We start from the raw sequence: 21,976 nt of genomic DNA, 5'->3' as shown, positions 1-21,976 counted from the left end.
TTTGATTAAAGTGGATGAATGTTTCTTCAGGTGAGGGCGCAGCCCACGGAGTAGCCCACCAGGCCGATGGCCAGGGAGCTGGCGATCATCATGATGATGCCGAAGATATAGACCTTCTTGCTGTCGCTCCACTCGTTGCCGTGGAGCATGGCGATGCAGGCGAAGGAGGAAGGCAGCAGGTAGGCACAGGAGCCCGCCATGGTGGTGCACAGGGCGATACCGGCAGGATTGATGGCGCCGCCGCTGGCCAGGGCCAGAGACACGCCCACACCGGTCATGACGGTGATGGTGGACACATTGGAGGCGAAGTTGGTCAGCAGTACGCCGGCCGCCGTGATGATGATTACCACCACCACGGGAGGCACGGAGGTGGTCAGCGGGGTGATGTTGGAGGTGATCCAGGCGTTGATGCCGGTGGACTCGGCGCTCATAGCGCTGCCCAGATAGACGCCGATGGCGATAAAGATGAGGATGGCCCAGTTGATCTGGCCGTTCATGACTTCCTTCAGGTTGATGAGGGGCTCATTGTTGACACTGATCACCGACATGAGCACCACGGACAGGATGGCCCAGAAGGTGATGCCGTAGTCGTTGAGGGCGGTGACCCAGGCGGCCTCGGTGAACATGCCGGCGATGCCGGGGAGCATCCACATAACCACGGTACCGAAGAAGATGATGACAGTGATGAGTTCGCGCAGCTGCATCTTGCCCTGGTGCTTGAGCACCCGCTGTACGTCAAAGTCCTTGAACTTGCTCATGTCCACGTTGCGGCAGGTCAGGCGCATGATCACGGTGAGGAACACATAGAGCACCAGTCCGGTGGGCACGCCGAAAGCCAGATAGGTGAACAGGCTCATGCTGGCGCCGGCGGCGGCCTCGTAAATGCCCATGCCCAGCAGGGCCAGGGAGTGGGAAATGGGAGTCATGGCGCCGCCGATGATGACGGCGTAGATCACCATGATGTTGGCCACGTGGGGATAGGCGTCCTTCTTGGTGTAGCCCAGCTCCTCATAGACCTTGTTGGCGAACATCAGCATAAAAGCGGCGGCGGGGACCTGGTCCATGAAGCAGGCCAGGATCAGGCCGATGGTAGCCATGGAGATGGTAAACACCCAGGGGCTCTTGCTGACAAACTTCATGCTCATGAACTTGGCCACCAGCCGGTCGGTGAAGCCCGACTTGTTCAGGGCGTAGGTCATGACGAAGCTCATCAGGACGAAGTACACGATCCAGCTGCCCAGGGTACCGGCGATGGCCTCATTGAGGGTAGCCACACCAGTGCGGCCCAGCAGGGCTACCGCCAGAATGGCAGGCCACACGGTGTCCACCAGGCTGAGCATCAGCACCGTGCCGATGAACACACCGATGACCCGCATACCTACCTGGGTCAGCGGTGCCGGGGCCGGAGCCACCCAGAATACCGCGATGATCAGCAAGCTTACCAGGATCTTCAGGAGCTTTGGCATCGGCATTGCCAGTCTTTGTCTTTCCACACAAATCTCTCCTTTTCTGTTTTCAGCTGTGTCCAATTCCTCCCGTCCAGCTGTCGCCCCTGTTTTATAGCAATGGGATTGCCAACTCCAGTTTGCCCTGTCGCTTTGCTTGAGATTACGCTGTTATATATCCCGTTTCTTTGTGGTTTTTGCCCAATCAAAAAGCCGTTTGGCAGAAGAAAATATGATTTTATCTTTTCGAAGTGCGGGTTTATTACTACAATAACCATTTGGTTACTGTAGGATTATAGTAACATTCCGACATTCTCTTTTGAGATTTTTCAACACACAAAAAAGGAGCCCCGCCGGTTTCCCGGCGAGGCTCCTTTTCTATGTTCTCAATCGCAGTTGAGATGATATCGTTTGATTTTATCGTAGAGGATGCTGCGGTCGATCCCCAGTCGTTCGGCGGTCTCCTTTTTGTTGCCACCGCACAGCTCCAGCATCCGCTGGATGGCGGTTTTCTCCGCGTGGTCCCGGATCTGCTTCAGGGTGTAATCTCCGATGGCGTCCTCTGCTGGCGGGACTGTGGTCCCCGGCAGATTCAGGTGCTCGGTGTCGATGACCGAGCCGGTGGTGTAGTTAAAGGCCCGTTCGATGCAGTTCTCCAGCTCCCGGATGTTGCCCGGCCACTGGTACTGTTCCAGCACCAGGGCGGCAGCGGGGGTAAGGCCGGTGATCTGCCGGTCCAGCTCCTGGTTGAACTTTTGTAAAAAGCTCTCGGTCAGGGGGATGATGTCCTCCGGCCGTTCCCGAAGAGGGGGCAAGCGCAGATGAATGACGTTGATGCGGTAATAGAAGTCCTCCCGGAACTTCCCCTCCTTCATCATCTGATAGAGGTCCTTGTTGGTGGCAAAGATGAAGCGCACGTCAATGGGAATGGTCTTGGTGCTGCCCACCTTCTTGATTTCCCGCTCCTGGATGACCCGCAGCAGCTTGGCCTGCATGTTGGAGGACAGAGAATCCACCTCGTCCAGGAAGATGCTGCCGCCGTTGGCCGCCTCGAAATCGCCGATTTTGCCGCCCCGGACCGCGCCGGTAAAGGCGCCCTCCTCGTAGCCGAAGAGCTCGGATTCCAGCAGGGTATCGGGAATGGCGGCGCAGTTCAGGCGGACAAAGGGCTTGTCCCGCCGCTCACTGAGGTTGTGGATGGCGCAGGCGAACAGCTCCTTGCCTGTGCCGCTCTCTCCGGTGATGAGCACCGTGGAGCGGGTGCCCGAGATCATGCGCAGGGTGTCCTTCAGATCTTCCATCACCGGGCTGCGGCTGATGATGGTGTCCAGGTCTCCCCGCGCGGTGGAGATCTGCTTGTACTTATCCTTATAGTAGTTCAGCTCCCGTACCACGCCCGCCAGCTTCCGCTTCAGATTCTCCGATTCCAGATCGCTGGTGAGAATGGACTGGGCCACCACGCCTACCACTTCCCCGTGCTCCCAGATGGGCATCCGGTTGACCCAGAAGGCGTTGCCGTTTCGGTAGTACATATCGCCCATGGTGGCCTTGCCTGTCTTTAAAACCTGCGGCAGCCGGGAGTCCGGTATGATCTCCGTAATGTGCCGTCCCAAAGCCTCCTCAATGGACACCCCCATGTTCCTGGCATAGGCCTCGCTGATGTACACCATCCGTCCCGTGCGGTCCAGGATCAGGATCTCCCCCAGACTGACCAGAGCCATCTGGATCAGTTCTCTCATCCGCTCAGGCGCCACGTCCTTGCTGATTCCAAAACGCTGCAGCTCCGGCATGAGATCACCCCTTTCTGATGGTATTGTACGGCATCTCCCCTCTCCCGTCAAGCAAAATGTAGGGTTTTACCATTACTTCAAATGGTCAATTTTGAAAAATCCACCACACGAAATGCGCATCTCTGCGCACTTGAAACAGGAAACAGGCCGAAAACCCCTGTGCCGTCTGCCCTTTCAAATGTCGGATATCTCCGAATCAAAAATGGCATCTCCTTTGCTAGTACATGGGTGAAAGCAATCCAACAGAGAGGAGATCTATGTTATGGCACGATTGATTACGCCCCGTGAGGCTGCCGATCTGGTCCAGGACGGCGCGGTACTGGCGCTGGGAGGTTTCGGCGCCTACTGTGGGCCGGACGCCCTGCTGGACGCCCTGGCGTCCCGGTTCCAGGAGAGCCGCCACCCCGCCGGCCTCACCGTGGTTACCGGCATCAGCACCGGTGACAACACCCAGAACGATGTAGGTATGAACCGCATCGCCCAGGAGGGCCTCATTGACACCATCATCGCCGGCCACCTGGCCAATCCCCCCAAGATCAGCGCCATGGCGGCGTCCAATCAGCTGGCGGCCTATACCCTGCCCCTGGGCGTGGTGATGCATCTGTTTCGGGCCATTGCCGGCAAGAAGCCCGGCGTACTTACCCAGGTGGGCCTGAACACCTTTGTGGACCCCCGCAACGAGGGCTGCAAGGCCAACGACCGTGCCCGGGAGCAGGGCCGCGAAGTGGTCAAGCTGGTGGAGCTGGCGGGACAGGAGCAGCTCTTCTACCCCGCCTTCCCCCTGGATATCTGCTTCCTGCGGGGCACCTACGCCGACGAGGACGGCAACATCTCCATTGAGCACGAGGGCCTCACCGGCGCGGAGCTGGAGATCGCCGCGGCAGTCCACAATTCCGGCGGCATCGTGGTGGTCCAGGTGGAGGACCTGGTCCAGCGGGGCACCATCCATCCCCGCAAGGTGCGCATCCACCGCTCCCTGGTAGACTATGTGGTCAAAACCCCCTCCGCCGATCTTCATATGCAGAACTACGCCGGCACAGGCTATCAGCCCGCCCTCACCGGCGAGATCCGCTGCCCCACCGATGCCATCGCCCCCATGTCCATGAGCATCCGCAAGGTTATCGCCCGCCGGGGCGCTATGGAACTCAAGCCCGGCTGTATGATCAACCTGGGTATCGGTATCCCCTCCGGCGTGGGCTCTGTGGCCAATGAGGAGGGCATCGCAGAACAGACCACCCTGTCTCTGGAGTCCGGTCCCATCGGCGGCGTGCCGGTGGAGGGCGTGGGCTTTGCCGGGTCCATGAATCCGGAGGTCATCAACTCCATCTGCGACACCTTCGACCTCTATGACGGCGGTTTTCTGGATATGACCTTCCTTGGCGCCGCTGAGATCGACGCCCAGGGCAATGTAAACGTGTCCAAATTTGGCCCCCGCTGCCCCGGCCCCGGCGGCTTCATCAATATCTCCCAAAACACCCCCAGCGTCAACTTCATGGGTGCCTTTACCGCAGGCAAGAGCGATATCCGCGTCCAGGACGGCAAGCTCAACATCGTCACCGACGGCCCCGGCGTCAAGTTCATCAACAAGGTCCAGCAGATCACCTTCTCCGCCGACTACGCCCGTAAGACCGGCCAGAACGTGACCTACATGACCGAGCGTGCGGTGTTCAAGCTGGTCAAGGACGGCATTATGCTCACTGAGATCGCCCCCGGCGTGGATCTGGAGCGGGACATTCTGGCCCACATGGAGTTCAGGCCCCTGATCTCCCCCGACCTGAAGGAGATGGACCCGCGCATCTTCCGGGAGGAGAAAATGGGCCTCCACTTCTGATCCGAAGGAGGTCCTATGAAGCAACCGAAAAAACTCATCGGCCTGCTGGCGGGTATCCTGCTGTGCGTGGTGATCTGCCTGCTGCCGCTGGAGGGCTTGTCCCATGAGGGCCAGCTCTGCCTGGGTCTTACCCTGATGACCGTAGTGTGGTGGGCCGCCCAGGTGGCCCAGTCCGGCTATGTCAGCGGGATCTACCTCATGCTGCTCTGCCTGCTGAAGGTGGCGGATACCTCCGTCATCTTCTCCGGGTGGACCGGCTCCACCATCTGGCTGGTGGCGGGGGCCTACCTCATCGCCTCCGCCGTGCGCAGCTCCGGCCTGGGCGAACGGCTGAGTTACGCCTTCATTCTCCGGTTCGTCCGGGGCTGGCGGAGCATCATCGTCTCCATTTTCGTCCTCACCCTCATCCTCTCCCTGCTCATTCCCCATCCCTGGCCCCGGGCCTTCCTGATCATGTCGGTGATGATGGTGGTTATTCGCTCGGCCAGCATCCCCCAGAAGGACGCCGCCGTCATCGGCTTTACCGTCTTCGCCGCTTCGGTGCCCGTCTCCCTCATCTTCATCACCGGCGACTCCACCATCAACCCCCTGGCCATGAGCTACGCCGACGAGGCGGTGAGCTTTGTGGGCTGGCTGAAGGTAATGGGCCCCCCTGCCCTGGTGCTCAGCCTGCTGACCATGGTGCTCATTCTGGTCATTTTCAAGCCCTCCGCTCCGGTGTCGCTGGATCTGGAGCAGATCAAGGAGGCCCAGGCCGCCCTGGGCAAGATGAGCCAGCGTGAGATCCGGGCCCTGGTATGGGTGCTTATCGCGGTGGTGCTGTGGCTCACCAACGGCATCACCGGGCTGGACATCGGCTGGATCACCCTGCTGGTGGCCATGCTCATGAGCCTGCCGGTGGTGGGCGAGGTGCTGGGCCCCAAGGACTGGGCGGAGGTGCCTGTCCACGTCATGGTCTTCCTGACCGCCGCCATCGCCATCGGCAAGGTGGGTGCTGCCACCGGCATGAACAGCTGGATCGCCGACACCCTCCTCCCCGCCTCCATGCCGGAGCATCCGGTGCTGCTGGCCCTGGGCATCGCCCTGATCGCAGTGGTCATCCATATGTTCATGGGCTCGGTCATTGCCGTCATGGGCGTGACTATCCCCGCCTTCCTCTCCTTCACCGCCGGCAGCGGCATCTCCCCTCTGGCGGTGATCAGCATCGTCTACCTCAGCGTGGCAGGCCACTATGTTCTCCCCTTCCACCATCTGAATATCCTGGTGGGCCAGGGCGAGGAAAACGGTATGTATACCCAGCGGGAAACCATGAAAATGAGCGTTCCCCTCCTGCTGGCCCTGCTGGTCACCATTGCCCTATCCGTGGGCTGGTGGTCTCTGCTGGGGTTGATGTAACTTCCCTTGTCTCCCCTCTTTACCCTCTTCTTTTTCCTTGGAACAACGCCCCGGTGGGAAGGACCTCCCATCCCGCCGGGGCGCTGTTCTTCTTTCTATCGTTCCCGCCAGCCTCCCAGGATATGAAGATATCGGATGTCCCGGAAGGCGTAATTGCTCAGAGGCTTGCGGTCCACGTCGTAGGAGTGGGCAGCCACCAGGGTGTTGCGCAGGGTGGGGCGTGCCCCCACCTGGACCACCACGGCGGTATGGGTGAACCCCTCCCCCTGGGGGCTGAGCTGGACAAAATCCCCCGGCAGCAGCAGGTCCAGGCTGGTCTCCACGGCGTAGGGGCCGGGCCGCGCCTGGGTCTGGGTCAGATAGCGGTAAAAGAACTCCACTCCGGTCCAGGCCGGGGCCTTGTTGTTGGCATCCAGGTAGTACCAGCCGTAGTCCGGGGTGTAGTCCATCACCCCGATGCCGGCGTACAGACACTGGGAGGCGAAGCTGGTGCAGTCGCCCCCCACCTCCTCATAGTCGTAATAGGCCGGGTTGCGGCCAAAGGCCCAACGGTGGGCGTAGCGCACCGCGGCCCGGCGGTCATAGGGAACAGCTTCCCACATGGCATTCTCTCCCTTCCCGCCATTCTATGCGAAAAAAAGGAGAGGGTCTCCCCTCTCCTTTTTTATAGGTGATTTAATTAGGCCTTGCCGTCGCAGCCCAGGACGTTGATGAGCTTGTGCTTCACCAGCTCCTTGATGGCGGCACGGGCGGGCTTCAGGTACTCACGAGGATCAAACTTGTCGGGATGATCGTTGAAGAACTTGCGGATGGTGCCGGTCATGGCCAGACGCAGGTCGGAGTCGATGTTGATCTTACAGACAGCGCCGCGGGCGGCCTGACGCAGCTGCTCCTCGGGGATGCCAACGGCGTCGGGCATCTTGCCGCCGTTCTCGTTGATCATCTTCACGAACTCCTGAGGCACGGAAGAAGAACCGTGGAGCACGATGGGGAAGCCGGGCAGACGCTTGACGACCTCGTCCAGGATGTCGAAGCGCAGGGGCGGGGGAACCAGCTCGCCCTTCTCATTGCGGGTGCACTGAGCGGCGGTGAACTTGTAAGCGCCGTGGCTGGTGCCGATGGCGATGGCCAGGGAGTCACAGCCGGTCTTGGTCACGAACTCCTCCACCTCTTCGGGGCGGGTGTAGTGGGAGTCTGCGGCGGACACGTTGACCTCGTCCTCCACGCCGGCCAGAGCACCCAGCTCGGCCTCGACCACGACACCGTGATCGTGAGCGTACTCAACCACCTTCTTGGTGATCTCGATGTTCTCAGCGAAGGGCTTGGAGGAGGCGTCGATCATGACGGAGGTGAAGCCGCCGTCGATGCAGCTCTTGCAGGTCTCGAAGCTGTCGCCGTGGTCCAGGTGCAGGCAGATGGGCAGACCGGTCTCAATGATGGCGGCCTCGACCAGCTTCACCAGGTAGGTGTGGTTGGCGTAGGCACGGGCGCCCTTGGACACCTGGAGGATCAGGGGGGCGTTGACTTCCTTGGCAGCCTCGGTGATGCCCTGGACGATCTCCATGTTATTGACATTGAAGGCGCCCACGGCGTAGCCGCCGTTGTAGGCCTTCTGGAACATTTCCTTGGTAGTTACGAGAGGCATAACAGTCATCTCCTTTTTTTATTGCACCATGATTTTAGCAGGTCTTCTTGATAATTTCAAGAGGACGTGATATGATATTCCCGCAAAATCAAAATTTGTAAAAAATTTTTCAACCAACAGGAGGCAACTTTCATGAGTGAACTGAGAGGCGCTTGTATCATCGGCCAGTCCGGCGGCCCCACCGCCGTCATCAACGCCAGTGCCCTGGGCGTGATCCGTACCGCCCTGGACACCGACTGCATCACCCGCGTGCTGGGCGCTGCCCACGGCATCAAGGGCGTGCTGGACGACAAGCTGTACGACATGGGCCGGGAGGACGCCGCCGAGCTGGATCTGCTCAAGTACACCCCCTCCTCTGCCCTGGGTTCCTGCCGCTACAAGCTGGCTGACCCCGACAAGGACGATACCGATTATAAGCGTATCCTTGAGATCTTCAAGAAGTACGACGTGCGCTACTTCTTCTACAACGGCGGCAACGACTCCATGGACACCTGCAACAAGATCTCCAAGTATATGCAGAAGGTGGGCTATGAGTGCCGCATCATGGGCGTGCCCAAGACCATCGACAACGACCTGAACGGCACCGACCACTGCCCCGGCTTCGCCTCTGCCGCCAAGTATATCGCCACCTCCTGCGCCGAGGTGTGGCAGGACGCCCACGTCTATGACACCGGCATGGTCACCGTCATCGAGATCATGGGCCGTCACGCCGGCTGGCTGGCCGGCTCCGCTGCCCTGGCTTCCGTGGCCGGCTGTGGCCCCGACCTGGTCTACCTGCCCGAGACCGACTTCGACATGGATCAGTTCGTCAACGACGTGACCGCCATCTACAACAAGACCGGCAAGTGCATGGTGGCCGTGTCCGAGGGCATCCACTACGCCGACGGCCGCTTCGTGTCCGAGGCTGAGACCTCCGCCACCGACGGCTTCGGTCACGCTCAGCTGGGCGGCCTGGCTGTCAAGCTGGCCGACATCATCAAGAACAAGACCGGCGCCAAGGTCCGCGGCATCGAGCTGTCCCTGCTGCAGCGCTGCGGCTCTCACGTGGGCTCCAAGACCGACATCGACGAGGCCTTCCTGGCCGGTAAGACCGCCGTGGACGCCGCTGTGGCCGGCACCACCGACAAGATGGTGGCCTTCCAGTGCACCCGCGACGGCGGCTACAAGTGCGAGACCGTGCTGCAGCCCCTGGACATCGTGGCCAACTTCGAGAAGAAGGTGCCCCGCGAGTGGATCAACGAGGCCGGCAACGGCGTGAAGCAGGAGTTCATCGACTACGTCCTGCCCCTGATCCAGGGCGAGGCCAACGGCCCCAAGGAGAATGCTCTCCCCCGCTTTGCCCGCCTGAAGAAGGTCCTGACCGTCGACATGTAATCCAACCGACAAAAAGAGCCGTTCCCGTCATGGGAACGGCTCTTTTTTTATGCCTGAAGCAGCTGCTTGAGGATCACGCACTGATCGCAGCCGCCGTATCCATCATCCAGCGCTCTTTGATAGAGCTCCATGGCCTTGTCGGTCATGGGCAGCTGGGCGCCGTAATCGCGGGCAAAGCGCTGGGCCAGGGTCAGGTCCTTGCACATCATCTTCATACCGGTGGGATTTTCAAAGTTCAGAGGCTGGATGTGGCTCTTGTAGGTCACCTCCAGCACCTTGCTGTAGCCGTAGGAGGTCATGAGGCAGTCGTACAGCTTGTCCTCGTCCAGCCCCGCCCGCTTGGCCAGAGCCGCCGCCTCGCAGATGACGGCGTGATTCACCCAGGTGAGGATCTGGTTGATGAGCTTGAACTGCTGGGCGGAGCCATTGGGGCCCACATGGACGATATTGCGTCCCATGGCCTGGTAGACCGGCAGGATCTTCTTCATCTGGGTTTCGTCGCCTCCCACCATGATGGTGAGGGTACCGTCTTGGGCCCCCTTGGGCCCGCCGCTTACCGGGGAATCAAAATAATAGACCCCCCGCTCCAGCAGATCGGCCCCCAGCTGCCTGGCGGCGGTGACGTCGATGGTGCTGCAATCCACCACCCAGCGGACCTGGGAATTTCCGGTGAGAGCACCCCCCTCACCCAGCAGCATCTCGCCCACCACCCGGTCGGTGGGCAGGCAGAGCACCAGCACTTCGCACTGCTCCCCCACCGCTTTCAGGCTTTCGGCGGGCAGGCCACCGGCCTGAAGCAGAGGCGCCTCCTTCTCCCGGGTGCGGTTGAAGCCCATTACGTCAAAGCCGGCCTTCCGCAGGTTGAGAGCCATGCTCAGGCCCATGGAGCCCAGGCCGATGAATCCGATTTTCTTCATCCCTTTCCCTCCTCCAGTACGCCGTTGGCGTCGCGGTAGCGGTTGATCTCCTTGATCTCATATACCATGTCCAGCACCGGATCCCGGGCATACAGGCAGCGGCGGTAGCCGTTCTCCTGGTCCTCGTCCTCATAGCCGAAGAACAGGTCATGGCCCAGGGCCCGGAAATGCTCCTGCCAGTGATCGAAGTCATGGACCTTGAAGCAGATGTGGTTGATGCCTCTGCCCCCGGCCTGGATGTAGTCCCAGTGGTAGCCGCCCTCGGTCACCGGCTCCAGAAATTCCAGCTTGCAGGAGTGGTCGGCCAGGGTGACCATGGCGCACTTGCACTGCTGAGGGTGGTCCACGCCCCGGGTCCAGGCGTGCTGGAGGTAGGGCGACATGCGCACCACGCTCTTGACGCCGTACTGCTCCTCCACGTGGCGCACCGCCTCCTCCAGATCGGGTACGATAAAGCCCACGTGATCAATCCCATATTCATTCAGCGGTTTCAATGTTCCATACCTCCTGTCTCTCCGGGGATGAGGATGCCGCCCCGGTCGGCGGAGCTGACCATGGCCGCGTAGCGGGCCAGATAACCTGTCAGCTTGGGCGGCTGATAGCGCCACGCCGCCCGGCGGCGGGCCAGCTCCTCCTCGCTGACGTGGAGCTCCAAGGTCTTCTGTTCCACGTCGATGGTGATCTCGTCCCCGTCCTCCACCAGGGCCAGCGGTCCACCGGCGGCGGCCTCCGGGGAGATGTGCCCCACGAAGCAGCCGTTGTTGGTGCCCGAGAAGCGTCCGTCGGTGATGACGGCGGTGGACCGGGCCAAACCCTGGCCGTAGAGGGTCTTCATGGGCTTGTACAGCTCCTTCATGCCGGGGCCTCCCTTGGGGCCCTCGTAGCGGATGACCACCACATGGCCGGGATGGACCTTCCGGGCCTCGATGGCCTCCACGCAGGCGTCCTCTGAGTCAAAGCAGATGGCCTTGCCGGTGAAGCGGCGCACGTCCGGATGGATGGCGGCGGGCTTGGATACGCCGGTGTCGGGGGCCAGATTGCCCCGCAGGATGGCCAGCCCTCCCAAGGTGCTGTGGGGCCGGTTCAGGGGGCGGATGAGCTCGTCGTTGGGCGGATAGGGGCTGCGGTAGGCGTCCATCTCTTCCCCGATGGTGCGCCCGGTCACGGTAAGGGCCTCCCGGTGGAGATGCTGGCCCAGCTGCCGCAGTACCTGGGGCACCCCGCCGGCGTAGTAGAAGTCCACCGCATCGTGCCGGTTGGTGGCGGGGTTGATCTTCACCAGCAGAGGGATGGTCTCGCTGAACCGGTCAAAGGCGTCCAATACATCCTTTGTGTCAAAGCCCAGCTCGTGGGCCAGGGCGCAGCTGTGGATAACGGTGTTGCTGGAGCCGCCCACCGCCATCATCAGCATAATGGCGTTCTCCAGGGCCTCCCAGGTCATGATCTTCCGGGGGGTGATGCCCCGGCGGACCATGTCCACGATCTGCTCGCCGCTGCGCAGGGCGCACCGCAGCCGCTCATTGAACACGGCAGGGATGGCCGCTCCGCCGGGCAGAGTCATACCCAGAGCCTCCGCCAGGCAGCACATGCTGTTGGCGGTGCCCATGAACTGACAGGAGCCGCAGGTAGGCGCGCACACATGGCCCAGCCGCCGCACCCCTGCCTCGTCCATCTCCCCTACTTGGAGCCGACCCATGGCCTCGCTGACGCTGGTGGTGTCCGAGGTCTCCTGGTCAGCATAGCCGGGGCCGGAAAACATGCTGCCCCCGGGCACGAAGATACAGGGCAGGTCCAGCCGGGCGGCGGCCATCAGCATGCCGGGCACGATCTTGTCGCAGCTGCCCAGCAGCACCAGGCCGTCCAGGCGGTGGGCACGGGCAATGATTTCGATGCTGTCGGCGATGTTGTCCCGGGAGGGCAGCACATAGTTGTTGCCGCTGTGGCCACCCGCCAGTCCGTCGCAGCAGGCGATGGTGCCAAACTCCGCCGGCGTGCCTCCCGCTCGATAGATGCCGTACTTTACCTGCTGGGCCACCCGATCCAGAACGGTATGGCCGGGCACCATGTCGGACATGGCGTTGGCAATGCCGATAATCGGCCGGGCCATGTCGTCATCGTTGTAGCCGCACCCCTTCCAGATCACCTGGTTGGAGATCCTGTCAAGGCTGGTCAGCGGGGGTATGGTATCCCTCATTGTGATCCCCTCCTGAAAATTGAAATAGGCATATCCGCTCGGTTGAGCGGACACAAATGCGCAAATATGAATATTTATCCCCTGCATTTTTCCCGCCGGCCGCAAGACGGGCCGGTTTTCGGAGCATGCTGGGATTTGGCACTGAATTTGCAGTAATACAGAAAGAACCTGACAGACGCCACAGAAACAAGGAGGAAGCGCGGTATGGATAAATCCCAATTTGACCGGCTGGTAGACAGCGGCGTGCTGGACCAGATCCTGGACACTTCCTACGACGGCTTCACGTATACCGACGAGACGGGGACGATCGCCTATGTGAACCGGGCCTACTGTGAGATGACCGGATTCTCCGAGGAGAGCATCCTGGGACGGAGCATTTACGACCTGATTCAGCTGGGCCGTCCCCTTGCCCGGATGTCCATCAAAGTATTTGAGACCAGGCAGCCTATCACCGAGCTGGTGCGCTACCGGGCGGACACCAACCAGGAGATCATGGTCACCGTACTCCCCTTCTACGAAAAAGGGACCGACACCTTCCGGGGCATCGTGGCCAACCTGCGGGACATGACCGACCTGACCGAGCTGCGGCGGGAGCTGGAGCTGAGCTACCTGCGCTACGACGAGGTGGTCAAGCAGCACGAGGAGGCCAATCAGAAGCTCCACCAGCGGCTGGAGGAGCTGCAGGTGATGTTGAAGGATTGCGACATTGTGGGAGAAAGCCGACAGATGCGGGGGCTGGCGGAGCTGGCCTACCGCATCGGCAGCGTTCAGTCCACCGTCCTCATCACCGGCGAGTCGGGGGTGGGCAAAGATGTGTTCTGCCGCATGGTCCACAAGTTCTCCGGTCCCGACAAGCCCTTTGTGAAGATCTCCTGCGGGGCCATTCCGGACAATTTGCTGGAGTCGGAGCTCTTTGGCTACGAGGCGGGAGCTTTTACCGGAGCCAACAAACACGGCAAGCCCGGTATCTTTGAGCTGGGTGACGGTGGCACCGTGTTCCTGGATGAGATCGGAGAGCTCCCCCTTCAGCTCCAGGTGAAGCTGCTTACCGTGCTCCAGGATCGGACCTTCTTCCGGCTGGGAGGCGTCAAGGCGCTGCCCATGAACGCCCGCATCATTGCGGCCACCAACCGGGACCTGAAGGAGGAGGTGGCCGCCGGCCGCTTCCGCCAGGACCTGTACTACCGGCTCAACGTGATCCCGGTGCACATTCCGCCCCTGCGGGAGCGGAAGGAGGACATCATCCCTCTGGCGGCCCACGCTCTGGAGCGGCTGGCCCACACCAACGGAGTGCGCAAGGTGCTGGATGTACGGGTGCAGCGCATCTTTACCAACTACGCCTGGCCGGGCAACGTGCGGGAGCTGAACAATGTGGTGGAGCGGATGTATGTCTTCTGTCCCGGCGACGTGCTCACCGTGGACTATCTGCCCCGGGAACTGGCCAGCGAGTCTGAACCGGCGGTGACTCTGGACAGCGCCCACACCCTGAAGGAGACTATGGAGCGGCTGGAGGCCAGCGTACTGCTCAGCCACCTGGATGAGGAGCGCACCCTCAATGAGATCGCCGCCGGGTTGGGCATCAGCGTGTCCACCCTCATCCGCAAGCTGAGCCGATACCATCTCCCCCGCCGCTACCGCAGGAGCGACCGGGAGGAGGAAACCTGAGCGGGGACCTGCCGCCGACCTTGGCGGCAAGTCCTTTTTTTGTCTCGATCAGCCGCCGGTGAGGGCGCAGCCGATGGGATAGCCGATGAATCCGATCACAATGGAAGTAATGACGATCATCAGGATACCGAACAGATAGATCTTGTTGCGGCTGCTGTACTCATGGCCGTGCAGCATGGCAATGGTGGCAAAGGAGGAGGGCAGCAGGTAGGCACAGGAGCCGCACATGGTGGTCACCAGGGCAATGCCCACCGGGCTGATGGCCCCGCCGCTGCTCATGGCCAGAGCCACGCCCACACCGGTCATCACCGTGATGGTAGACACGTTGGAGGCAAAGTTGGTCATGATGATGGACACGGCGGCAATGAGGAAGACCACCACAATGGGGGCCACACTCTGGGTCAGGGGCGTGATGTTCTGCTGGATGGCGGCCACAATACCGGTGGACTCGGCGCTCATGGCGCTGCCCAGATAGACGCCGATGCTGATGAAGAGCAGGATGCCCCAGTTGATGCTCTGGTTGACCACGGTCTTCACGTCCAGCAGGGGCTTTCCGTTGATCTGGACCACCGCCATTACCACCACGGAAATAATGGCCCAGAAGGTAATGCCCAGATTATTAAAGGTAGTGATCCAGGCGGCATCGCTGATCATGGTCAGGATGCCGGGCAGGATCCACATGATGACGGTGACAAAGAAGATGACGGCGGTGGTGCCCTCCCGCAGGCTCATAGGGCCCTGCTTCTTGAGCACGTTCTCCACCTTGAAGTCCTTGAACTTGGACATATCCGGGTGGGAGAGCAGCCGCACCACGATGCACAGCAGCACAAACAGGATCAGGCCGGTGGGCACGCCGAAGGCCAGATAGCTGAACAGGCTCAGGGTGTTGCCGGTGGCACCCTCATAGATGCCGATGCCCAGGATGGCCAGAGAGTGGGAGATGGGGGTCATAGCGCCGCCGATGTTGACGCCAAACACGGTGAGGATGTTGGCCACATGGGGGTAGGAGTCCTTGCTTGTGTATCCCAGCTCCTTGTAGATGCGGGAGACAAAGGCCAGCATGAAGGCGGTTGCGGGCACCTGGTCCATGAAGCAGCCCAGCAGCATGCCCAGCACACCCAGAGAGATGGTAAAAATCCAGGGACTTTTGCTGACCAGCTTCATACTCATGAACTTAGCCACCAGCCGGTCGGTGAAGCCCGACTCGTTGAGGGCGTGGGTCATGATGAAGCTCATGAGCACGAAATAGATGATCCAGTTGCCGATGGAGCCGGAAATCGCCTCATTGATGGTGCACACGCCGCTCTGGCCCAGCAGCACCACGGCCAGCATGGCGGGCCACACCGTGTCCACCAGGGAGAGCAGCAGGATTACGCCGATAAACACACCAATGACCCGCATGCCGATTTCGGTCAGGGGGGCCACCGGCGGGGCGAACCAGAAGGCGGCAATGACAGCCGCGCATACCAGGATCTTGATCAATACCGACGGCTGCATGTAAAATCGTTGCTTTTCCATCTGTAGATCCTCCTCTTCAACGTTTGCAATAAGACCGGTCTGCATGTCCCCGTTCACCGGGAACTGCCATTGTCCTACTGCAACCGTGATGCCAGTTTTCCCACAATGGTCCGAAACCCTTGATATCCGGCTCAAAAAAGAGTTTCCATCCCTGCCATCCTGGGTACTGCCTCGCTGTTCGAAGGTCAGAATGCGCATTTTTGATCAATTCAGCAAGAGAAATGGGCAGAATCGCCTGCTCCATGGGACTCAGCACTTTCTCCCCTGCCCAGTGCTTACCGCCCCGGCCATTTGCGCATATTTGCCCATTTGTCCCTCTCCTGACCGGAGATAAAAAAGACCTTCCCGTGTTGGGAAGGTCCTTTCTGTGTTGTAATTGGTCCGGTCAGCTCTCCATAGCGAAGAGGGCGGCGCCCAGGGCGCCGTTGAGCTGGGCACGGTCGGAGACAATGAGCTCCACCCCCAGCTCCCGCTGGATGGCCTCCACCACGCCCCGGTTCTTGGACACGCCGCCGGTCATCATATAGTTTGCCTCGCCCCCCAGGCGGCGGCACAGGGCGGCGGTACGGGATGCCACCGACTGGTTCAGGCCGTGGATGATGTCCCCCCGGTCCTTGTTCTGGGCGATGAGGGACACCACCTCCGACTCGGCAAAGACGGTGCACATGGAGGAAATGGCGATGTCCTCCTTCCACTCCAGGCCGGCGTAGCTCATCTCCTCCATGGATAGCTCCAGGGTGCGGGCCATCAGCTCCAGGAAGCGGCCGGTGCCTGCGGCGCACTTGTCGTTCATCAGGAAGTTAATGACGTTGCCCTGGTCATCCAGCCGGATGACCTTGCTGTCCTGGCCGCCGATGTCGATGATGGTGCGCACGGTGGGGTCCAGGAAGTAGGCGCCCCGAGCGTGGCAGGTGATCTCGGTGATGGACTTGTCGCCGATCTGGATGGCGGAGCGGCCGTAGCCGGTGGTGACGGTGGCGGCAATGTCCTCCATGGTCAGTCCGCCCTGCTTCAGAGCCTCCTCCAGAGCCCGCTCCGCCCCCGCCGAGGCTCCCGCGCCGGTGGGCAGAATCACCCCCGCCACCAGCTGCTTGTTGCGGTCCAGAATGGCCACGTCCGTGCTGGTGGACCCGCTGTCGATGCCCACATAATACCGTCCCTTGTTCATCTTGCTTGCTTCCTTTCTCTGGCCGGTCCGGGCCGGGGTCATGGTCTCGGCAAAGGCCTCCAGCCGGGTGCGCAGCTGTCCGCTGCTCCCCGCCGTATAGTCCGATTCCAGCTTGAGCATGGGCACGGTGAGCTCATGGCGCAGCTTGGAATACTCAAAGCCGTAGTAGTCGCAGAATTTTACCGTGTGGTACACCACCCCCTTGAGGTGGGGGTCGTTGACCAGCTGCCGCCGCCCGGCGGCGTCGGTCATGCGCATGCAGGGGGTCTGCTCCAGCAGGGCCCCGGCGTACCACTCCATGAGGGAATCAAAGTCCCCGCCTTCCGGCGGAGCGGCCACGCTGCGGTTGTGGACGCAGGTGTCGTTGCGCACCGGCATGGGCAGGGCCTCCTCCATGGCCTGGAAGAGCTTGTCCCCCACCCGGCCTCCCAGCACGCTGAGGTAAGGCTCCGTGGGCCGGTCCAGGGGCTGAAAAGCCGCCCGGAAGGCTTTCTCGTCAAATTGGGTGCCCTTGTAGGCCCCGCAAGCCTGGGCCAGCCGCTCCAGCTCCCCCTTCATCCGGGTGCGAGCGCACTGGTCGGTGCAGTGGAGCAGGTCCATCAGGTAGAGGAAGTCCAGCTTGCCGTGCTGGAGCAGAATGTCGTACACGCTGCGGATGACGTCACAGCAGTTGACCAGCACCAGCTCCTTCACCTGGCCGGACAGGCAGGCCTCCAGCACCGCCTTGCCGAAGCCGCACAGGTTGGGGTGGCCCAGCTGGTCGCTGAGGGGAAAGCTGTCGGGCATCTGGTCCAGCACCACGCAGTCGCCCCCCAGAGCGGTGAGCAGCTCCACCGGGGTATATTTGCAGATATAGTGGGTCATGCCTCTCCCCCCTTTCCCTGTTTCAGCATCTCCACAAAGGCCTCCATACGGGTGGCCAGCTGGCCCTCGCCGCCGTGGCTGCGGTCGCAGCCGTCGCCGTCCAGCACCAGGGTGGGGATACCTGCCTTCTCAAAGGTCTCCTTGGCCAGCTGCGCGCCACCCAGGGTGTGCTTGCACCCCCAGTGGCAGAACCAGATGGCCCCGTCGGCCTTCACCTGACGGGCGGTCTGGACGCCCTTCTCAATGCGCCGGGATACCGGGCCGTTGAAGGCGGAGTACACCACCCGCTGAGCCATGGCCTGGTAGGGGTCGGCCGAGAAGGTGGGCTGGATGCCCTCAAAGCACATATCGCAGGCCACCACCTGCACGTCCCGGTTGAAGTCGGTGACCTGCCGCAGAGGGGCCACCCAGAAGGGGGTGGTGTGGTGCCACAGCAGCCGCACCCCCTCCGCCGGTCCCGCCTGTTCCACGTCCTTCAGGCACTGGAGGGTGTAGGCCTCGGTCTCCGGAGTGCCCAGCAGGATATGGAGGGCAAAGGCGGAGAACATCTCCCCCGTCATCTCGCAGGGGATGCACTTGTCCGCCTTCAGGGTAAGGTAGCGGTCATAGTTGGAGAGACTGCGGCAGCTGCGGGCCACCGCCTCCTCCAGGGCAGACTGGCTCAGCTTCTGGCCGGTCTGCTTCTCCAGGAAAGCCACCATGTCCTTCAGCTGGCGGGCCACATAGTCCACAGCGCTCTGGTCGGTGTGGTAGGGCACGTCGATCATGAAGTGGGGCACGTCGAAATACTCGGCCAGCCGCCGGAAGGTGAGCATGTTGGCGTCGCAGGCCAGGGTGGTGGACAGGATGAACCGGGGCTTGGGCATCAGGCCCTTCTCCGCCGCCCCGATGAAGATTTTATGGTAGGAGCAGAAGGTCTCGGGCAGGCCCTCGCTCTCGGCGTAGCGGAGGAAGGCCCCCTCCGCCTGGGTGCCCGACAGGAAGCAGCCAAAGCCCTCGCAGGAGTAGGGGGCCAGCCCCAGCACCTGGAGGGGCTCGCAGGGCAGAAACAGGCTGACCATGGCGGCCCGCTCCGGGTGAGCCAGAGGGGCGATCATGGACTCCATGGTCTGGACCGCCACCATCTGAGCGGACTTTGTGGTCTGCTTGTGGGGGAAGAATTTTAGTTGCAGGTCTTTGGCCCGGTAGCCGGTGGTGAGCCACTTGCGGGCCTTTTCCGGGTCCTTTTCGCACAGGGTCTGGATCCAGGCCCCGAAGGATGTGACAATGTCTTTCATGGGAAACCTCGCTTGGAAAAATGGTTGGGCGGCCGTTATGGCCGCCCGTGGGTCAAGACGCTCCCTCTCAGGGTTTGCAGATCCCGCAGGGAGAATACCCCTGGTCGATCAATTCCTGCCGGGAGCCGGTATAGTCCTGCCGGTTGGAGGGGCTCATGCTCTCCACGCCGGAGCAATCGGGCAGGTGAAACTTCTTGGAGCTGGTGTTGAGGACGTACTGCTGCGTATCCTCCTCCGAGCCGCTGGTGGTCTGGGCGGGGGCGGAGACCTGGGGGACCTCCTCCCCGCTGGCGGCGCTGGCACCGGTGGCGTAGTCGATGGTGACGCCGGGCTGCACGTTGTAGGCGTATACGCAGAAGGTGACCCCTTCCCCGCTGTCCTCCACGCTGTAGCCCTCCATCAGTACGCCGGAGGCCACCAGGTTGTCCCCCTCAAAGATGGGGGTCACCCGGTAGAGCACGTGGTTGTTTGTCTCCTTTACGTAGTCGGCCACCATGTTCTCAAAGGGCAGCATGCCCTCCACGTTCATGTACCGGGTGCCGGTGATGAGGTTCTTCTCGTTGGCGTTCTCACCGGTGAGCTGGAAGCCGATGAGGTGGCAGCGGTTGTAGAGGTACTGGCCGTCGTACTCCACGTTGATCCAGCCGGTGGGCTTCACCGAGCTGATGCTCTCCCGGTCCTCGGTGGGTATGAGGTCGGTGCCCACGCAGGCGTAGGTCACTCCGCAGCGGCCCAGCTCGTCCAGGTCGCTGTAGGATTCAAAGGAATTGGTGGTGTAATCGTCCTCGGTGAAGTAGGGCACGTTGTCGTTGACCGCCACATAGGGGCTGCCGTCATAGGCGGGCAGGCTGGTCAGGTCGTAGGACCCGGCAGGGGCGGCACTGGAAGCGACGCCGTCAGCCTGGCCGCACCCCGTCAGCAGGGCGCACAGCATGGCCAGGCCCAGCAGGGCGGAAGAAAGGCGTTTCATTTGGTATAGACCTCCTTGGTCAGGGTTTTGTGGGAGGAGCCGGGAAACTCGGCGGCGGAGACCAGGGTGAACGTGTCCGCCGGGTCAAAGTCCAGGTGCTGATCGGCGGGATAGGTCCGGTTCCAGCGGTAGACCACCAGCCCCTCCGCCCGGTCCAGCACCTGGGCCAGAGGCGGGAATTCGGCAAAGCAGTACTCGCCCTCCCCCGCTCGGGTCAGAAAGTCCTCCGCCGTTTGCAGGTTGGCGGGGGCCGGGTCAAACTGTTTGGCGGTATAGGGGCTCACCCACAGGGAACGCTCCCCCACGGTTTGCAGCAGGTCGGCCCGCAGCAGGCGGTCCATGCTCTGCCGCCGTCCGTTGAAGGCCATGCCCCCCTTGTCGTCCACGCAGATCACCAGGATCATTCCCGCGCCTCCTCTCCGATAATTGGAACGTCCGTTCAATTATAGCACCATCCTTTCCCGGTGACAAGTTGACAAGCCGGGGCTTGTGTGGTGGGATAACTCTGCTCACTTGGAGGGCAAGCTGTTCAGAAGAAATGGCAAGCCGGATAAGGTGGCAGGCTGAGATGCCTGTTCCTTGTCCGGCTTTTTTGTTTGGGAGGAATGGATATGGATCTGCTGCGGGACAAGGTACGTCCCCTCTACTTCCGCTACCTGGCCGCCGCCTTTGGCAGTACCTTCATCAGCTCCATCTACAGCATCGTGGACATGGCAGTGGTGGGCCAGTACCACGGCCCGGAGGGCACCGCCGCTCTGGCGGTGGTGGCACCGGTGTGGAACGTGATCTACAGCCTGGGTCTGCTCAACGGCATCGGCGGCTCGGTGTGGTACGGCCTGGCCAAGGGTCGGGGCTCCGGGGAGGAGAACCGCTACTTTACCACCGCCTTGCTGGGTGCCATGCTGTGCGCGGCGGCGTGCTGGGCCGCCGTGGTGTTCTGGGACGAGCCCCTGCTCACCTTCTTCGGGGCGGAGGGGAACCTGCTCCCCCTGGCCCAGGCCTATCTGGGGCCCATTAAATATGTGGTGCCCGCCTTTTTGCTCTCCCAGATGCTCTCTGCCTTCCTGCGCAGCGACGGTGCGCAGGGTCTGGCCACGGCGGCGGTGCTGTCCGGCGGCATCTTCAACATCTTCGGCGACGTGTTCTTTGTCTTCGGCCTGGACATGGGCATCCGGGGGGCCGGTCTGGCCACCGCCCTGGGGGCGGTCATCACCCTGGCGGTAGCCCTGAGCCACTTCTTCCGCAAGCGCTGCACCCTGGCCCTGGCTCTGCCGGTGGGCCTGCCCAGGCTGCTGGGCCGGGTGTGGACGGCGGGCTTCTCCGCCTTCCTCATCGACGTGGCTATGGGGGTGCTCACCATCCTGTTCAACCGGCAGATCATGGCCTGGCTGGGCACCAACGCCCTGGCGGTATACGGGGTCATCGTCGTCCAGTGCTGCGGCTACAGCGTGGGCCAGGCCGCCCAGCCCATCCTGTCCTTCAACTTCGGGGCGGGCCGCCGGGACCGGATGGCCCAGGTGCTGAAATACGCCCTGTGGGCGGCGGCAGCGTTCGGCGTGGTGTGGACGGCGGCGGTGCTGGCCTTCCCCAACGGCTTTGTGTCCATCTTTATGAAGCCGGAGGCCGATGTGCTGGCCATCGCCCCCGCCATTCTGCGGACCTACGGCCTGTCCTTCCTGCTGCTGCCCTGCAACGTGTTCTTCACCTACTACTTCCAGTCGGTGCTCCGGCCGGGCAGCGCCCTCTTCCTGTCGGTGCTGCGGGGCCTGGCCCTCAGCGGCGGGCTCATTCTGGTGCTGCCCTCCCTCCTGGGGGCGGACGCTCTGTGGCTGGCCATGCCCATCACTGAGGCAGTCACCATCTGCGCCGCTCTGGTGCTGATGAAGGCGGCCCGGCGGGGCTGAATGAAAAAAACGGACGTGC

General features: G+C 61.9%; 17 protein-coding genes. 5 read left to right on the top strand and 12 right to left on the bottom strand.

What is annotated here, in order from left to right; translation table 11 throughout:
• Nucleotides 1-26 precede the first annotated feature (26 nt).
• Entirely contained in the window at nucleotides 27-1,493 is a 1,467-nt protein-coding gene (locus J9789_RS05430) for an SLC13 family permease (protein WP_209343307.1), read from the bottom strand.
• 338 nt (nucleotides 1,494-1,831) lie between these two features.
• Nucleotides 1,832-3,235: a sigma 54-interacting transcriptional regulator gene (locus tag J9789_RS05425; RefSeq protein ID WP_209343305.1), complete on the bottom strand. Its 1,404-nt coding sequence runs from the start codon at nucleotides 3,233-3,235 to the stop codon at nucleotides 1,832-1,834.
• A 262-nt stretch (nucleotides 3,236-3,497) separates the two neighbouring features.
• Here J9789_RS05425 and J9789_RS05420 point away from each other — a divergent pair, with 262 nt between their 5' ends.
• Together J9789_RS05420 and J9789_RS05415 are read left to right on the top strand one after the other, a co-directional pair.
• Nucleotides 3,498-5,066 (top strand): CoA-transferase, encoded by a 1,569-nt coding sequence (locus J9789_RS05420; protein ID WP_209343291.1) that lies wholly within the window; start codon nucleotides 3,498-3,500, stop codon nucleotides 5,064-5,066.
• A gap of 15 nt (nucleotides 5,067-5,081) precedes the next feature.
• Nucleotides 5,082-6,461, top strand: coding sequence for an SLC13 family permease (locus J9789_RS05415; RefSeq protein WP_209343289.1), 1,380 nt, complete (start codon nucleotides 5,082-5,084; stop codon nucleotides 6,459-6,461).
• Nucleotides 6,462-6,556: 95 nt separating this feature from the next.
• Here the strand turns inward: J9789_RS05415 and J9789_RS05410 are convergent, their stop codons facing one another.
• Together J9789_RS05410 and fba are read right to left on the bottom strand one after the other, a co-directional pair.
• Entirely contained in the window at nucleotides 6,557-7,063 is a 507-nt protein-coding gene (locus tag J9789_RS05410) for an amidase domain-containing protein (protein ID WP_209343287.1), read from the bottom strand.
• A 77-nt stretch (nucleotides 7,064-7,140) separates the two neighbouring features.
• The gene (fba, locus tag J9789_RS05405) at nucleotides 7,141-8,106 is read right to left on the bottom strand and encodes a class II fructose-1,6-bisphosphate aldolase (protein ID WP_209343285.1); all 966 of its coding nucleotides are present in this window, start codon (nucleotides 8,104-8,106) and stop codon (nucleotides 7,141-7,143) included.
• A 132-nt stretch (nucleotides 8,107-8,238) separates the two neighbouring features.
• Here fba and J9789_RS05400 point away from each other — a divergent pair, with 132 nt between their 5' ends.
• Entirely contained in the window at nucleotides 8,239-9,480 is a 1,242-nt protein-coding gene (locus tag J9789_RS05400; protein WP_209343283.1) for a 6-phosphofructokinase, read from the top strand.
• 47 nt (nucleotides 9,481-9,527) lie between these two features.
• Here J9789_RS05400 and J9789_RS05395 read toward each other — a convergent pair whose 3' ends face one another.
• From J9789_RS05395 to ilvD, 3 genes are read right to left on the bottom strand one after another with little or no spacing between them, the layout of a single operon-like run.
• Nucleotides 9,528-10,397 (bottom strand): NAD(P)-dependent oxidoreductase, encoded by an 870-nt coding sequence (locus J9789_RS05395; RefSeq protein ID WP_209343276.1) that lies wholly within the window; start codon nucleotides 10,395-10,397, stop codon nucleotides 9,528-9,530.
• Entirely contained in the window at nucleotides 10,394-10,891 is a 498-nt protein-coding gene (locus tag J9789_RS05390; RefSeq protein ID WP_209343274.1) for a VOC family protein, read from the bottom strand. Before J9789_RS05390 ends, J9789_RS05395 begins: the two co-directional genes overlap by 4 nt.
• A complete protein-coding gene (gene ilvD / locus J9789_RS05385; protein ID WP_209343272.1) occupies nucleotides 10,888-12,591 on the bottom strand; it encodes a dihydroxy-acid dehydratase in 1,704 nt (567 codons plus the stop codon). Before ilvD ends, J9789_RS05390 begins: the two co-directional genes overlap by 4 nt.
• Before the next feature lie 204 nt (nucleotides 12,592-12,795).
• Between ilvD and J9789_RS05380 the strand changes: the two genes are divergently transcribed.
• Nucleotides 12,796-14,256 (top strand): sigma 54-interacting transcriptional regulator, encoded by a 1,461-nt coding sequence (locus tag J9789_RS05380; protein WP_209343271.1) that lies wholly within the window; start codon nucleotides 12,796-12,798, stop codon nucleotides 14,254-14,256.
• A gap of 48 nt (nucleotides 14,257-14,304) precedes the next feature.
• Here the strand turns inward: J9789_RS05380 and J9789_RS05375 are convergent, their stop codons facing one another.
• The 5 genes from J9789_RS05375 to J9789_RS05355 form a co-directional block, all read right to left on the bottom strand.
• Nucleotides 14,305-15,774, bottom strand: coding sequence for an SLC13 family permease (locus J9789_RS05375; protein ID WP_209343262.1), 1,470 nt, complete (start codon nucleotides 15,772-15,774; stop codon nucleotides 14,305-14,307).
• Nucleotides 15,775-16,159: 385 nt separating this feature from the next.
• Nucleotides 16,160-17,806, bottom strand: coding sequence for an acyl-CoA dehydratase activase (locus tag J9789_RS05370; protein WP_209343260.1), 1,647 nt, complete (start codon nucleotides 17,804-17,806; stop codon nucleotides 16,160-16,162).
• A complete protein-coding gene (locus tag J9789_RS05365; protein WP_209343257.1) occupies nucleotides 17,803-19,083 on the bottom strand; it encodes a 2-hydroxyacyl-CoA dehydratase family protein in 1,281 nt (426 codons plus the stop codon). Before J9789_RS05365 ends, J9789_RS05370 begins: the two co-directional genes overlap by 4 nt.
• 67 nt (nucleotides 19,084-19,150) lie before the next feature.
• Nucleotides 19,151-20,053: a DNA/RNA non-specific endonuclease gene (locus tag J9789_RS05360; protein ID WP_209343255.1), complete on the bottom strand. Its 903-nt coding sequence runs from the start codon at nucleotides 20,051-20,053 to the stop codon at nucleotides 19,151-19,153.
• Nucleotides 20,050-20,457, bottom strand: a complete 408-nt coding sequence (locus J9789_RS05355; RefSeq protein WP_209343254.1) for a hypothetical protein — start codon at nucleotides 20,455-20,457, stop codon at nucleotides 20,050-20,052. The genes J9789_RS05360 and J9789_RS05355 overlap by 4 nt, the downstream gene beginning before the upstream one ends.
• A gap of 207 nt (nucleotides 20,458-20,664) precedes the next feature.
• Between J9789_RS05355 and J9789_RS05350 the strand changes: the two genes are divergently transcribed.
• The gene (locus tag J9789_RS05350; protein ID WP_209343252.1) at nucleotides 20,665-21,957 is read left to right on the top strand and encodes an MATE family efflux transporter; all 1,293 of its coding nucleotides are present in this window, start codon (nucleotides 20,665-20,667) and stop codon (nucleotides 21,955-21,957) included.
• Nucleotides 21,958-21,976: the final 19 nt, after the last annotated feature.

Origin of the sequence: Flavonifractor sp. AGMB03687 (genome assembly GCF_017811815.1) — a bacterium.
In the GTDB taxonomy this organism is placed as follows: Bacteria; Bacillota; Clostridia; order Oscillospirales; family Oscillospiraceae; genus Flavonifractor.
This window is presented reverse-complemented; position numbering and strand designations above follow the sequence as displayed.